Consider the following 14,846-nt stretch of genomic DNA (forward strand, 5'->3'; position numbering starts at 1 on the left):
ACCAAACCGCACCTGCATCACAACTCGCACAAGGAATGAAGGGGATCATTATGAAGAATCTGACCAGGATCGGCGGGGTGGCCGCCGTCGCGGCAGCACTCGCGCTGACCGGCTGCGGCGGAGGCGGCGCCACCACTTCCGCCGAGAGCGCCAAGGCTCAGGACGCCTCCGGCGACATCAACAAGCTCATCAGCGTCAACGCCAAGAAAGCCGATGAGCTGAAGCAGGGCGGCACCGTGACGCTGCCGGTCGGAAACATCGGCCCGGACTTCAACGGCTTCTCCAATGCGGGCAACTCCGCGGACAACACGGAACTGCACTACCCCATCGACGAAGCCGGCTACGTGGGCTGCTGGAAGCTCGACTTCGACGGCAGCACCAAGCTGAACACCAACTTCTGCGAAGACTTCCAGAGCGAGGTCAAAGACGGCAAGCAGACCATCACCATCAAGATCAACCCGAAGGCCGTATACAACGATGGCACCCCCATCAACGCCGAGACCTTTGTGAACACCTGGACCATGCTCAACGGCAAGAACAAGGACATCGACATCGTGTCCTCCGGTGCCTACGAGTTCATCGACTCCGTGAAGGCCGGAAGCAGTGACAAGGAAGTCATCGCAACCACCACCCAGCCGGTCTACCCGCTGAGCGACATCTTCGGCGGCTTCATCCCACAGGCAGTCAACACGCCGGAGCTCTTCAACACCGGTTTCTCCGGGGAGATGCACCCCGAGTGGATGGCCGGCCCGTTCAAGGTCGAAAAGTACGACTCCGCGGCCAAGACCGTCTCCATGGTTCCGAACGAGAAGTGGTGGGGCGAGAAGCCGGTCCTGGAAAAGGTGATCTTCCGCCAGCTCGAGGCAAGCGCCGAGATCGCCGCCTTCAAGAACGGCGAAATCGACATGGCCGACGGCCGCACGCTGACCAAGTACAAGCAGCTTGAAGGCACCAAGAACTCCGAGGTCCGCCGCGGCCAGCGCCTATTCGCGGGCGGCCTGAACCTCAACGCCATGAAGGCCCCGTTGACTGACGTCGCGGTCCGCCAGGCGATCTTCACCGCCGTCGACCGTCCGGCCGTCCGCGCCGTGCGTTTCGGCGGGCTGAACTGGGAAGAGGAAAGCTCGGGATCGATGATGCTGATGCCGTTCTCCAAGTACTACCAGGACAACTACCCGGTCAAGGAAGCGGGCACGGACGCGGCCAAGAAGGTCCTGACCGACGCCGGCTACGCGCCGAACGCCAAGGGCACCATGGAGAAGGACGGCAAGGCCGTTTCCTTCAAGATCACGAACTTCGGTGACGACCCGACGTCCCTCGCCACCGTGCAGACCCTGCAGAAGCAGCTTCAGGCCGCCGGCATGGAGGTTGGCATCGATCAGCGCGGCGACGCGGACTTCGGCAAGGTCCTGGGCAGCCGCGACTTCCAGCTCACCATCAGCGGCTACACCGTCGGCGCGGATGCAACCGCGGGCGTGAAGCAGTTCTACGATTCCAAGACCAACGAGAACGAACTCGGCGACGCCGAACTGGACAAGGCCATCAAGGACCTCGCCTCCATCGAGGACGACACCGAGCGCAACAAGGCCGCCATGGAGGTCGAAAAGAAGCACATGGCCAAGTACTACTCCATGGGCGTCCTCATGAACGGCCCGCAGATCTACTTCGCCCGCACCGGCCTCGCCAACTACGGCGCGTCCCTGTTCCAGACTCCGGACTGGAGCGTCGTCGGCTGGCAGAAGTAACCCCTCCGACGCTCCCTCACCTTTAGCAGCTTTTCGGGCGACGCTCCCTCACCTTGAGGGGGCGTCGCCTGTTTTGTTGCGAGATCTGAGGGAGCGTCGGTTGGGCGCGCGGGGGTAGCGTGGGACCATGACAACAGACTCCAACCGGCCCATCCGCACGTCCGTCGCCGGCTTTGGCCTCTCGGGCAGCGTCTTCCACGCCCCGCTGCTCGCCGCCGACCCCGCCTTCTCCCTGGAGATGATCTCCACGTCCGACGCCGGCCGGCAGTCCGCCGCGTCCGCCCGGTATCCCGGCGCCCGGATTGTGGACACCCCGGCGGACATCCTGGAGCGCGCCGATGAGCTGGACCTGCTGGTCCTGGGCACCCCACCGGCCACGCACTACCCGCTCGCGAAGGCCGCGCTGGAAGCCGGGCTGGACGTCGTCGTCGACAAGCCGTTTACGGTGCGCAGCGCCGAAGGCGAGGAGCTCATCCGGCTTGCGGAGCGGCTGGGCCGCGTCCTCACCGTCTTCCAGAACCGGCGCTGGGACGGCGACTACCTCACCGTCCGCGGGCTGCTGGACAGCGGTGCCCTGGGCGGCGTCACACGGTTTGAATCCCGCTTTGAACGTTGGTCCCCGACGGTCGCCAAGGCCTGGAAAGCGGAAGCGACTGCGGACGACGGCGGCGGGGTGCTGTTCGACCTCGGGACCCACCTGCTGGACCAGGCCGTGCAGCTCTTCGGCCCCGCCACGGTCACTCACGCGGAACTCGCTGCGCGCCGGGCAGGGGAGAAGACCGACGACGACGTGTTCCTGGCCCTGCGGCACGATTCCGGCGTGACGACCCACCTGTGGATGAACATGCTCTGCGCCCAGCAGGGCCCGCGCTTCCGGCTGCTGGGCAGCGACGGCGCCTTCACCAAGCACGGCGTCGACCCGCAGGAGCCCTTTATCGTCGCCGGCGGCAGCCCGCTGGATCCGGACTACGGGGTGGAGGACCGGGACTGGGCCGGGCTGCTGGGCCGCGACGGGCACCTGGACCGGCTGCCCACCGAGCGTGGCGCCTACCCGGAGTTCTACCGGATCCTCGCGGAGAAGATCAACGGCGGCGGGGCGGCGTCGGCACTGCCGGTCCCGGTGGACCCGAAGGACGCGGTCGAGGTTCTCAAGCTCATCGAACAGGCCCGCGCACTGGCTTAACGCGGGCTTAAACAGCAAACGACTGCTCCGTAGACGCCGTTCTGAGGACTCAGAAGGGCATCTACGGAGCAGCCGACGCTAACTCCGGGGTGTTACGCGGAGACCAGCTCGTGCCAGTCGGCGACGAGGGGCAGGTTGTGCGCCTCGGAGACCGAGCGGTGCGCCACCTTTCCGCCGGCGATGTTGAGGCCGGCGGCCAGGGCGGCGTCGCGTTCGAAGGCGGCCTTGACGCCCAGGTTGGCCAGGGCGACGGCGTAACGCAGGGTGACGTTGGTCAGTGCGTAGGTGGAGGTGTTCGGGACGGCGCCGGGCATGTTGGCAACGCAGTAGAAGATCGTGTTGTGGACCTTGTACGTCGGTTCCTGGTGCGTGGTGGGGTGGGTGTCCTCGAAGCAGCCGCCCTGGTCAACGGCGATGTCCACCAGTACGGAGCCGGGCTTCATGCGGGAGACGAGCTCGTTGGCGACCAGCTTCGGGGCCTTGGCGCCCGGGATCAGGACGGAGCCGATCACGAGGTCGGCGTCGATAACAGACTTCTCGATCTCGTAGGCGTTGGAGGCAACGGTTTTCAGGCGGCCCTGGTACTGGGCGTCCAGTTCGCGCAGCCGGTTGATGTTGATGTCCAGGATGGTGACATCGGCGCCGAGGCCCAAGGCCATGGCGGCGGCGTTGGTCCCGGCAACACCGGCGCCAAGGACAACCACCTTGGCCGGGCGGACGCCCGGTACGCCGCCGAGCAGCACGCCCTTGCCGCCGGCCGGAGCCATCAGCGAGGTGGCGCCCACCTGGACGGACAGGCGGCCGGCGACCTCGGACATCGGGGCGAGCAGCGGCAGGGCGCGGCCTTCCTGGACGGTCTCGTAGGCGATGGCGGTGACGCCGCTGTTAATGAGCGCCTGCGTCAGCTCCGGCTCGGCCGCGAGGTGCAGGTAGGTGAAGAGGATCAGGCCCTTGCGGAACCGGTGGTATTCGGCCTTGACAGGCTCCTTGACCTTCAGGATCATGTCGGCGCGTGCCCAGACGTCATCTGCTTCGGTGACGATCTCGGCGCCAGCGATCGCGTATTCCTCATCCGTGATGCCTGAGCCCAGGCCCGCGCCGCGCTCCACCAGGACCGAGTGGCCGTGGGTGCGGAATTCGTGGACACCGGCAGCTGTGATGGCGACGCGGAATTCGTTGTTCTTGATCTCTTTGGGGACACCGATGATCATTTGGGGACTCCATTGCTGGCGGCTTTATGGGCCTGGGTGTGTGGGGGAAGTTGTACTTCCAGAATAAATCCGGCTGTGAGGCAAGCGACAGGCCCGGCCGCGCGGCAGCGTCCGGCTTCCGCGGAATTCCGCGCTTTTCCAAATAGCACACTGGACATTTGTCGAACCCGCGAGCGTCAGGTGTCGCCTGCTGTCCGTTGGGTGACACCCGCCGCCGCATTCCCGGCGCGGGGCCGATCGGCAGTAATGTGGCAGCATGCAGCAGCAGGACGTCGAACAGCTCGTGGAGCAGGTCGCACTGAAACTGGGCCGCGGCCTCTCACTCGAGGATCTGGACGGCCTGCTGCTGGCCTACAGCTCCAACCAGTCGCACGCGGACCGGGTGCGGGTAAATTTCCTGCTCAGCAAACGCGTCCCGGTGGACGTCAGCGCCTGGCAGCTCTCGCACGGGATCGCGACGGCGGTGCGCCCGGTGGTTGTGCCGGCCAACGAGGACCTGGGCATGCTGGGCCGTGTCTGCGTTCCCCTGCTGCTGCGCGGTTTCCGGGTGGGCTACCTCTGGGTCCAGCTCGATTCCGAGGAACCGAACGCGACGGCGGTCCTCGGCCAGCTGCCCGGGGTGGCCCGCGAGCTCGAGCAGCTTTCCGCCCTGCTGCTGGAATCCAACACGGCCGAATCCGAGTTCCGCCGCCGCCGCGAGCAGGAATTCCTGGCCGCCTGCCGGGGCGAGTCCAACGCCGTCGCGGCTGTGGGCGGCTGGAAGGAAGTGCAGGGGCGCGGGCCCTGGCAGCTCGTGACGGTCCTGGATGCGGACGGCTGGGCCGAAGGATCGGACCCGATCGCCTCCACGCTGATCCACCGTTCCGCAGCGCTGCAGGCCACCATCGGGGTGGACGCCGCCCTGTTCAGCGCGGGCACGGAAACGCACTCTGTGGTCTTGTTCAAGGAATCCACAGGCCGGGCGGACCACGCCCAGGTGCTGGTCCACTACCAGCTGGAGCTGGCCAAACGCTCCGGCAGGGCCGTCCACCGGATCATCCTGGGGACCTCGGAGGGCTTCGCGCGGCCGCGGGAACTGGCGGACGCTTACCGCCAATCCCGGCAGGCCGCCCAGGCAGCGGCGGTGGATCCCCAGCTGGGGGAGCTGGTCGACTGCCGCGCCACCGGAATCTACCAGCTGCTGGCCTCGGCGGGCGGCGGAGCGGGGGCATGGGCGGACGCGGGTTCGGTCTATTTCCGGATCCTGGAGGACCATGACCGGAACCACGAGCTGCTGCCGGTGCTGGAGCTCTTCTACGACAACGACGGTTCGGTCCAGGAAGTGGCGGACAAGCTCCACCTGCACCGGAGCAGCATCTACAACCGGCTGGGCAGGATCCGGCAGCTGCTGGGCGTGGACCCGCTCAAGGGGATGGTGCGGCTGGAGCTCCATGCGGCGTTGAAGGCGCGGCGCTGGGCCGGCCGGCCCAGGATTTAGCGCTCGCGCTTGGAGGCGTCGGAGTCGACTGCCGCGCCGGGGTCCAAAGTAGGGTCCAAAGCGGGGTCCCGCGCTCCATCCAGCGCCGACTCCTCGCGCCTGCGGCGGGTAATCCTGCCGTCCATCCACATCGCCACAGCCACAAACGCCACACAGCTGGACATAAAGGCCGCCGTATTGTTCAGCCCCATCGCGGTTCCGAGGATGCCGGTGAGCACCATGGCGGCAATGCCCGCCACAATGTGCCACCCTCTGAACTTACCCACAATCCAAGCGTAACCCCGGCCTTCCCCACGTTTCCGCGCAGGACCGGGATCGTTGTTTGATCCTTATCACGCCGTCACGAAGCATCCGCGGCACCGTCATTTCCGTGGTCCCGGGCGCCGTCGGCGGTACTGTTCTTTTTCTGCTTCTCAAGCCAGGCCATGATGTCCGCGAGTCTGATCCGCCGGTGCGTGCCCCGGTATTCCACCGGGATTTCACCACGGTCCGTCATGTTCCGCAGGTAGGTGTGCGAGATTCCCGCCAGCTCCGCGGCCCGCGACGTGGTGAGCATTTCCTCCACGCTGCTGACCGTGACCGCCTCGCCCCGGCTGAACCGGGCCAGCAGGTCGACGACGGCGTCCCGCGCCTGGGACGGCAGCCGGTGGACGGTGCCGTCCACGAACACCGTGATGTCGTCGCTGCCGTGGAGTGCGTACTGGAGTTTCTGCGCCTCGTCGGCCGGAAGGGCGGCCGCCACGCGGGGAGCAATCAGTGTCATGGAGTGCATCCTAGCGTCCGCGGTTCCGCCGCACACTGCCGCCTCCCGTCCTGTCCTGCCCAGCGGCTGCCCTGCCGCGCCGCTACAGCCCCAGCTCCTCGAGGATCGGAAGCTTAGCCCGGACCCAGGCGCGGGCCTCGGTGGCGCTCGGCGCGGAGAGCGCCAGCTTGGCCAGCTCCTGCGCCTCGGCCAGGGTGACCGTCTTCAGCACTGCCGCCACCGCGGCGAGCGACCGGGCCGTCATGGACAGCGTGGAGACGCCCAGCCCGGTCAGGACGACGGCGAGGGCGGGATCCGCGGCGGCCTCGCCGCAGACGCCGACGGGTTTGTTGTGGCCCTCCGCGGCGGACCCCTCCACGGTCAGCCCGACCAGCCGAAGAACGGCGGGTTGCCAGGGTGTGTTGAGGGCGGCGAGCGGGCCGAGCTGGCGGTCAGCGGCCATGGCGTACTGGGTGAGGTCGTTGGTGCCCAGGCTCGCGAACCCCACTTCCCGGAGGATGGCCTCGGCGGTGAGCGCCGCGGACGGGACTTCCACCATCACGCCGGGGGTCTTGATTCCGGCCTCGGCGCACAGGGTGGCGAAGCGGGCGGCCTCCTCCGCGGTGGAAATCATCGGCGCCATCACCCAGACATCCGCCTCGGATTCCTGCTCGGCCCGGGCGATGGCCTGCAGCTGGCGTTCCAGCACGCCCGGCGTCGTGAAATCGGTGCGGTACCCGCGGACGCCGAGGGCCGGGTTCGGTTCGGTGGCATCGGTGAGGAACGGCAACGGCTTGTCCGCGCCGGCGTCGAGCGTCCGGAGCACCACCTTCTTACCCGGGAAAGCGTCGAAAACACCCTTGTACGCAGCGGCCTGTTCGTCCACGGTGGGCTCGGTGTCCCGCTCCAGGAAGCAGAACTCGGTCCGGAACAGCCCCACCCCCTGCGCGTTGAGCTTCGCGGCGGCCACGGCGTCCTTGGCCCCGCCGACGTTGGCGAGCAGCGGCACCAGGTGGCCGTCCGCCGTCGAACCGGTGCCGTCAAAGTCGGCCAGCAGCGAGGCGGTGGCCGCCCAGTGTTCGGCCGCGGCACGCTGGGAGTCATCCGGGTCCGCCGTAATCAGGCCGGCGGCGCCGTCCACGTACACCTCCGTGCCGTCCGGCAGCTGGTCGACGCCGGTTGCGGCGACCACGGCGGGAAGGCCCAGCGAGCGGGCGATGATAGCGGTGTGGGACTGCGGGCCGCCGCCTGCCGTGAGCAGCGCGAGGATTTTTTCCGGATCCAGGGTGGCGGTGTCCGCCGGGGCCAGGTCCTCGGCGATCAGGATGAACGGAGTGGGGGAGGACGGGATGCCCGGTGCCGGCACGCCGCGCAGTTCGGCCACGATCCGGGCCCGGACGTCCAGGACGTCGGTGGCGCGTTCGGCCATGTAGCCGCCCAGGTTGTGCAGCATTTCCGAGACCGAGCCGCCGGCTTCCCAGATGGCACGCTGGCTGGACGTGCCGCGGCCGATCAGTTTGGCGGCCGATTTCAGGAGCATGGTGTCCGTCGCCATCAGCGCAGTGGCCTCCAGGACCGCCTTGCCGTCGCCGCTGACCGTCTCCGCCCGGGCCTTCAGCTCATCGTGGACGGCCTTGGCAGCGGCCTTCAGCGCCGCCGTCGCATCCTCGGCGGTGACGCCGGCCGGCAGCTGCTCCCCGGCCGGCGGTTCGCTGACGGGTTTGGGCATCTGGCGGATCGTTCCGATGATGCGGCCGGGGCTGACGCCTACTCCTGGGAAGTTCTGCACTGAAGGTCCTCATTCTCTGCCGTGGGCCCGTAAGCCGGTGAGTCAGGTAGCACCGGAGCCGGCCGCCCGATCCGGCGGGAGACTCCGCGCAGGATCGTCCGGGTGGGCCCTCCGACAGCTACGTCGGCGGGCGGATCCGCTACCTGAAAAAATTGTATGTGATGCACTTCATATAGCGTTGCTATAGGTGCTAGGGTAGCGGTTATGAGTTTCGATGGCCAGCTTCCGCCAAAGACGCGGCTGCTCCGTGCAGCCGCCGAGCTGCTGGCCAAATCCGCCGGTGGTGCGGTTTCCACCCGCCAGATCACACAGCTGGCAGGCGTCACGGCGCCCACGCTCTACCACCACTTCGGTGACAAGGAAGGGCTGTTCGACGCCGTCGTCGCGGCAGGTTTCGAAGAGTACGTGGCGGGCGAACGCGACTTCGCGCCGTCCGGGCAGCCGCTGGAAGACATCCGGCGGATGTGGGACAACCATGTGCAGTTCGGGCTCAAACAGCCGGAACTGTACCTCGTTATGTTCGGCAATATCCGCCCCGAGAGCCGCCCGGCGGTCGTCGCCGACGCCGAGGGCCTCATGGAGGAGATGCTGAACAAGGCCGCCGTCACCGGCCAACTGAACGTTCCGCCGCGGGAAGCCGCCAGAAGTATCCTGGCTGCCAACGTGGGGGTGACGCTGATGCTGATCACGGAAAAGGCGCCCGAGCGCAACCTCGAGCTGTCCACCATGACCCGCGACGCCATGATCTTCGCGGTGTCCTCGGACCAGGCCAAGAGCAGCAGTCCTGACTCGTCCGGGAAATCCTCGGTGGTTGTGGCGGCTATCGCCCTGAACGCGGCACTGCAGGCATCGCACTCGGACCAGCTGTCCAGCTCGGAACTCAAGCTCTTCCTCGAATGGCTCCACCGGATCTCCACCAGCTCCACCAGCTAGCTTTCGCGAAATTATCGGACGATCCTGCGATGCAGCAGGAATGACGGTTAGGAAATCACATGGCAACAGAGACAGTTGCGAAACCCCGCACCAGCATGCGGGTGCATGTCCAGAAATTCGGGACGTTCCTGTCCGGAATGATCATGCCCAACATCGGCGCGTTCATCGCCTGGGGCATCATCACGGCGCTGTTCATCCCGGCGGGATTCCTGCCGAACGAGGAGCTCGCCAAGCTTGTCGGACCAATGATCACCTACCTGCTGCCGCTCCTGATCGGCTACACCGGCGGCCGGATGGTCTACGGCGTGCGCGGCGGCGTCGTCGGCGCTGTGGCCACCACGGGTGTCATCGTCGGCACGGACATCCCCATGTTCATCGGCGCCATGATCCTCGGCCCCCTCACGGCCTGGCTCATGATGAAGGTGGACAAGATCTGGGAAGGCCGGGTCAAGCCCGGCTTCGAAATGCTCATCGACAACTTCTCGGCCGGCATCCTGGCGGCCGGCATGGCCGTCGTCGGCATGCTGGTGGTCGGCCCGGTGGTGAAGGCCTTCAGCAACGGCGCCAGCGCCGTCGTCGAATTCCTTGTTCTCAACGGACTCCTGCCGTTCACCAGCATCTTCATCGAACCCGCCAAGGTCCTGTTCCTGAACAACGCGGTCAACCACGGCATCCTTACGCCGCTGGGAACGCAGCAGGCCCTTGAGGAGGGCAAGTCCCTCCTGTTCCTGCTCGAAGCCAACCCCGGTCCCGGCTTCGGCATCCTGCTCGCCTACTCGATCTTCGGCACGGGGCTCGCCAGGGCGTCCGCGCCGGGCGCAGCGGTCATCCAGTTCGTCGGCGGCATCCACGAGATCTACTTCCCGTATGTGCTGATGAAGCCCATCATGATCCTTGCCGCCATCGGCGGCGGCATGACCGGCATCTTCACCCTGGTGGTCACCGGCGCCGGGCTCCGCTCACCGGCAGCCCCGGGCAGCATCCTTGCCGTCTACGCAGCGACCGCACGCGACAGCTACGTCGGCGTGACACTCTCCGTGCTGTTCGCCACCATCGTGTCCTTCCTGATCGCTTCGGTGATCCTGAAGGCCAGCAAGGCAACCGCGGAGGACGACCTGGACGAAGCCACCCACCGGATGGAAGCCCTCAAGGGCAAGAAGAGTTCGATTTCCTCCGCCCTGACCGGCGCGGGCATGAACGCCGGCGGCGTCGCCGTCCTCGCCGGACCGGTCAAGAACATCGTCTTTGCGTGCGACGCCGGAATGGGCTCCAGCGCGATGGGCGCCTCGGTGTTGCGGAACAAGATCAAGGCGGCCGGCTTCCCGGACGTCAAGGTCACCAATTCCGCGATCGCCAACCTCACGGACACGTACGACGTCGTCATCACGCACCAGGACCTGACGGAGCGGGCCAAGCCCGTCACCGCCAGCGCCGTCCACGTGTCGGTGGACAACTTCATGAACAGCCCGCGCTACGACGAGATCGTGGAACTCGTCCAGGCCAGCAACACGGACGGGGGAACCGGCGTCGCCGCCGCCCCGGCGGCTGGTGCTGCTCCCGCCGTCGGCGTCCCTGCATCGGCCGCAGCCGCGCCGGAAGCTCCCGCGGAGGCCGGTCCCGCCGGCATCCTGGTGGCCGAAAGCGTCGTCCTCCACGGTACCGCCACCACACGGGACGCTGCCATTGACGAGGCCGGCCGGCTCCTGCTGGACCGCGGCGCCGTCGACTCCGGCTACCTGGACGCCATGCACGAACGCGAGGAGTCCGTCTCCACTTACATGGGCAGCTACCTCGCCATCCCGCACGGGACCAACGCCGCGAAGGACCACATCATGAAATCCGCGGTCTCCGTGGTCCGCTACCCTGACGGCATTGAATGGAACGGCAAGGAAGTGAAGTTCGTGGTTGGCGTCGCCGGCATCAACAACGAACACCTGCAGATCCTGTCCTCGATCGCCAAGGTCTTCACCAACAAGGCGCAGGTGGCACAGCTTGAGGCGGCCACCACTGTCGAGGAAGTCCTTGACCTGTTCGGAAAGGTCAATTCATAGTGAAGGCCGTTCATTTTGGAGCCGGGAACATCGGGCGCGGGTTCGTGGGCCTGCTGCTGCACGAGGCGGGGTATGAGGTGGTGTTCGCGGATGTCGCGGAGGACCTCATCAACCAGCTGGCGGCGGCGGACAGCTACCAGGTCCACGAGGTGGGGGACAACCCCGCCGTCCGCACCGTGGAGAACTTCCGGGCGCTGAACTCCAGCACCCAGGAGGCGGACGTCATCGCGGAGATCGCGACGGCGGACATCGTCACCACCGCCGTGGGGCCGCACATCCTCAAGTTCCTGGCGCCCGTGATCGCCAAGGGGATCACCGCCCGCGCCGCCGGGCTGGCGCCTCTGCAGGTGATGGCGTGCGAGAACGCCATCAACGCCACGGACATCCTGAAGGCCGAAGTTGCTGCGCAGTGGGATCCGGCCGCCGGTTCCCTGGACGCTGCCGCCGTGTTCGCGAACACGGCGGTGGACCGGATCGTGCCCAACCAGGAGCCCGGGCAGGGCCTGGACGTCACGGTGGAGACCTTCTACGAATGGGTCATCGACCGGACCCCGTTCGCGGGCAAGGAGCCGGTGATTCCGGGAGCAACGTTCGTGGACGACCTGGAGCCGTACATCGAGCGGAAACTGTTCACCGTGAACACCGGGCATGCCGCGGCGGCCTATTTCGGTTTTGAAGCCGGCCTGGGCAAGATTTCCGAGGCCATGGCCGATCAGGATGTCGCCGCGGATGTGCGCGCCGTCCTGGACGAAACCAAGGAACTGCTGGTGGCCAAGCACGGCTTCAACCGTGACGAGCAGGAGGCCTACGTCCAGAAGATCCTGGGCCGTTTCTCCAACCCGCACCTGCCGGACACCGTGAACCGGGTGGGACGGGCGCCGCTGCGCAAGCTCAGTCGGCACGAACGTTTCATCGGGCCCGCAGCGGAGCTGGCCGAACGCGGGATCGTCCCGGAGGCCCTGCTCGGTGCGATCGCCGCCGCCCTGCGGTTCAACGATCCGGCCGACGCCGAAGCCGTGGAGCTCGGGAAGATCCTCGCTTCCTCGGGCGCGGACGAGGCCACAGCGACCATTACCGGCCTGGCGCCGGACCACCCGCTGTTCAAGGCCGTCTCCGCCATGGTCGAGGAGGCCAAAGCCGCCGTCTAGTCTGATTCCCATCGCGAAAGCAAGCCGCCGACGCCGGAACTCACCCGAGTTCCGGCGTCGGCGTTTTTGGTTGCGGCCGCCCCGGTTGCGCTATCAGATGGTGCGCTTAAACCGCGGGTTTAAGCACCTAAAGTGATAGGGCAATGCCGCTGCATGGGACCCTCATGGTCTGGCACTGTGGCGGCGATGGTGGAATGGGCCATCAACGAGTCGCGGCGCCGGGGATGCTCGCTCATGCAGCTCACCACGGACAAATCGCGCACCGCCGCCCACCGCTTTTACGAACGTCTCGGCTTCGCCGCCAGCCACGAGGGCATGAAGCTCGATCTTTAGGGCCCACCCGCCGAGGTGACAGTTAATGCCCATGCTTCGCGGAAACATGGGCATTAACTGTCACCTCGTGAGGCGGCGGTGCAGGGGAGCGCGGCTCAGGCTCTCGCCGACTCCTTCGCGGAACCCTTGGGCACAAAGAGGGTCTCGGCCTGTTCCAAAGACATTCCGTTGGTCTCCGGCACCTTGAACTTCACGAAGAAGAACGACGCTGCGGCGAACATCGCGTACATGGCGTACGTCAGGGGCAGTGAGGCAGCCGCCATGACCGGGAAGCTCAGGGTGATGGCGAAGTTGGCAATCCACTGCGCTGCCGCGGCGAGGCCCAGGGCGCGGGCACGGATCCGGGACGGGAAGATCTCGCCCAGCAGCACCCAGACGAGCGGGCCCCAGGATGCACCAAAACTGATGACAAACACGTTGGCGGCCACCAGGGCGGCAGGGCCCCACGCTCCGGGCAACGAAATCGCGTCGCCGGTTCCGGTGGCGGACCCGAAGGCCAGGGCCATGGTGCCCAGCGATGCGGCCATGCCGATGGAACCCGCCAGCATGATGGGATGGCGGCCGATCCGGTCCACCAGGGCGATCGCCACAAGGGTCACCAGGATGTTGGTGACGGCCGTGGCCACGGAGATCGTCAGGGAGTCCTTCTCCTGGAATCCGACAGCCTTCCAGAGGGTGGTGGAGTAGTAGAAGATCACGTTGATGCCGACAAACTGCTGCAGCACCGACAGGATGATGCCGATCCACACCACGGGCTGCAGGCCGAACGCCTTGCCGCGCAGGGACCCCTTCTGGCCTGCCACCTTGTCCTCCTCGATGGCGGTCTTGATGTCGCGCAGGTGGCGGTCCGTGTCCTCATCCGGGGCGATGGACTGGAAGACCTTGAGGGCTTCTTCGTCCTTGCCCTGGAACACCAGGAACCGCGGCGACTCGGGCAGGGTGTAGGCAATCCAGCCGTACACGACGGCGGGGACCGCGCCGGCGAGGAACATCCAGCGCCAGGCCTCGATGCCGAACCAGAGATCCTGGTCGGCGCCGCCGGCGAAGTTCGCGAAGAGGGCGTCCGAGAGCAGGGCGGCGAAGATACCGGTGGTGATGGCGAGCTGCTGGAGCGAGGCCAGGCGTCCCCGGACGTGGCGCGGGGAGATCTCGGAGATGTAGGCCGGGGCAATCACGGAGGCCAGGCCGATGCCCAGGCCGCCGACGAGGCGCCAGAAGATAAGGTCCCACACGCTGAAGGCGAAGCCCGTGCCGATCGCGCTGACCAGGAACAGCAGCGCACCGATCTTCATGGCCGGGATGCGGCCGTAGCGGTCGGCCACCTTGCCGGCCAGGTAGGCGCCCGCCGCGCAGCCGAGGAGGGCGACGGCCACGGCGAAGCCGGTTACGGCCTCGCTGAGCGCGAACTCATCCTTGATGGCGTCGACGGCGCCGTTGACCACCGAGGAGTCGAAGCCGAAGAGGAAGCCGCCCACGGCGCCCGCCACGGCCAGCCAAATGACCCGCTTGGGGATCTTGGCGGCGGTCTGGTCTTGGGTGGTTGTCATTCGGCTCCCTCGGCATTTCACGTTCCACGGCCTGCGCCGCAGCTACCAAGTCTTACACCAGAGCCGGAGCGACCCCTGTCACACGCCGAAAAAAGTGAGACGAAACATACAGTTGGTTCGGGAGGGGCGCAGCCGTCGAGCACGCCGAAACGCTGCCTGCCTTGACTCCGTGGACCGCGGGAGGAAAACTCAGCGCTCGACCAGGATCCCGTCCGGATCGCACCAGATCATCGCGCCGGGCCGGAGGACGACGCCGTCGATCTCCAGTTCCACGTCGCTCTCGCCGGCACCGGTTTTGGCGCTCTTGCGCGGGTTGCTGCCCAACGCCTTCACACCGAGAGGCAGCCCCGCAATGGCAGTCCGGTCGCGGATGGCGCCGTTGATCACGACGCCGGCCCAGCCGTTCGCGACAGCGCTTGCCGCGATCAGGTCCCCCATGAGAGCCGTGCGCAGCGATCCGCCCCCATCCACCACCAGGACCGCGCCGTCGCCGGGTGTGGCGAGCGTCGACTTCACCAGGGCGTTGTCCTCGAAGCAGCGGATGGTCCGGACCGGGCCGCTGAAATGCGTATGGCCGCCGAGCGACTGGAACTGCAGGGCCAGGGAGTCAAGCTCCTCGCCCCGCTCGTCGAACAGATCGGCAGTATTAACAGCGGATGCGGCCATCAGGTCTCCTGTACGTGGGAA

12 protein-coding genes and 1 pseudogene are annotated in these 14,846 nt (G+C 66.8%); 7 read left to right on the top strand and 6 right to left on the bottom strand.

What is annotated here, in order from left to right; all coding sequences use genetic code 11:
- Positions 1-50: 50 nt before the first annotated feature.
- Together FS787_RS10910 and FS787_RS10915 are read left to right on the top strand one after the other, a co-directional pair.
- Complete coding sequence (locus FS787_RS10910; RefSeq protein ID WP_144672426.1) at positions 51-1,745, top strand: ABC transporter family substrate-binding protein; 1,695 nt, start codon at positions 51-53, stop codon at positions 1,743-1,745.
- Positions 1,746-1,872: 127 nt separating this feature from the next.
- Entirely contained in the window at positions 1,873-2,928 is a 1,056-nt protein-coding gene (locus FS787_RS10915) for a Gfo/Idh/MocA family oxidoreductase (RefSeq protein WP_144672427.1), read from the top strand.
- 92 nt (positions 2,929-3,020) lie between these two features.
- On the opposite strand, the gene ald is transcribed toward FS787_RS10915, so the two are convergent.
- Positions 3,021-4,139 carry an alanine dehydrogenase gene (ald, locus tag FS787_RS10920; RefSeq protein WP_144672428.1) on the bottom strand — a complete coding sequence of 373 codons (1,119 nt, stop codon included), beginning with the start codon at positions 4,137-4,139 and terminating at the stop codon, positions 3,021-3,023.
- Between the two features lie 256 nt (positions 4,140-4,395).
- On the opposite strand from ald, the gene FS787_RS10925 reads away from it, so the two are divergent.
- Positions 4,396-5,616, top strand: a complete 1,221-nt coding sequence (locus FS787_RS10925) for a CdaR family transcriptional regulator (RefSeq protein ID WP_144672429.1) — start codon at positions 4,396-4,398, stop codon at positions 5,614-5,616.
- On the opposite strand, the gene FS787_RS10930 is transcribed toward FS787_RS10925, so the two are convergent.
- The 3 genes from FS787_RS10930 to ptsP all read right to left on the bottom strand — a co-directional run bounded on the left by FS787_RS10930 (position 5,613) and on the right by ptsP (position 8,147).
- Entirely contained in the window at positions 5,613-5,882 is a 270-nt protein-coding gene (locus tag FS787_RS10930; protein ID WP_186329160.1) for a hypothetical protein, read from the bottom strand. The two genes, FS787_RS10925 and FS787_RS10930, sit on opposite strands and share 4 nt — an antisense overlap.
- 74 nt (positions 5,883-5,956) lie before the next feature.
- The gene (locus FS787_RS10935) at positions 5,957-6,379 is read right to left on the bottom strand and encodes a helix-turn-helix domain-containing protein (RefSeq protein WP_144672430.1); all 423 of its coding nucleotides are present in this window, start codon (positions 6,377-6,379) and stop codon (positions 5,957-5,959) included.
- 82 nt (positions 6,380-6,461) lie between these two features.
- Complete coding sequence (gene ptsP, locus FS787_RS10940; RefSeq protein WP_144672431.1) at positions 6,462-8,147, bottom strand: phosphoenolpyruvate--protein phosphotransferase; 1,686 nt, start codon at positions 8,145-8,147, stop codon at positions 6,462-6,464.
- Between the two features lie 204 nt (positions 8,148-8,351).
- Between ptsP and FS787_RS10945 the strand changes: the two genes are divergently transcribed.
- From FS787_RS10945 to FS787_RS10960, 4 genes and pseudogenes are all read left to right on the top strand, one after another.
- Complete coding sequence (locus FS787_RS10945; RefSeq protein ID WP_144672432.1) at positions 8,352-9,080, top strand: TetR/AcrR family transcriptional regulator; 729 nt, start codon at positions 8,352-8,354, stop codon at positions 9,078-9,080.
- 59 nt (positions 9,081-9,139) lie between these two features.
- Positions 9,140-11,131: a PTS mannitol transporter subunit IICBA gene (locus tag FS787_RS10950; protein ID WP_144672433.1), complete on the top strand. Its 1,992-nt coding sequence runs from the start codon at positions 9,140-9,142 to the stop codon at positions 11,129-11,131.
- Positions 11,131-12,279: a mannitol-1-phosphate 5-dehydrogenase gene (locus FS787_RS10955; protein WP_144672434.1), complete on the top strand. Its 1,149-nt coding sequence runs from the start codon at positions 11,131-11,133 to the stop codon at positions 12,277-12,279. The genes FS787_RS10950 and FS787_RS10955 overlap by 1 nt, the downstream gene beginning before the upstream one ends.
- Before the next feature lie 186 nt (positions 12,280-12,465).
- Positions 12,466-12,612: pseudogene (locus FS787_RS10960) on the top strand (GNAT family N-acetyltransferase); the annotation flags it as partial.
- A gap of 95 nt (positions 12,613-12,707) precedes the next feature.
- Here FS787_RS10960 and FS787_RS10965 read toward each other — a convergent pair.
- Positions 12,708-14,159 (bottom strand): sugar porter family MFS transporter, encoded by a 1,452-nt coding sequence (locus FS787_RS10965; protein ID WP_144672435.1) that lies wholly within the window; start codon positions 14,157-14,159, stop codon positions 12,708-12,710.
- 189 nt (positions 14,160-14,348) lie between these two features.
- Positions 14,349-14,825 (bottom strand): ribonuclease E activity regulator RraA, encoded by a 477-nt coding sequence (rraA, locus tag FS787_RS10970; RefSeq protein ID WP_144672436.1) that lies wholly within the window; start codon positions 14,823-14,825, stop codon positions 14,349-14,351.
- Positions 14,826-14,846 lie beyond the last annotated feature (21 nt).

It is taken from the genome of Arthrobacter sp. U41, assembly GCF_007679325.1.
Lineage (GTDB): Bacteria > Actinomycetota > Actinomycetes > Actinomycetales > Micrococcaceae > Arthrobacter.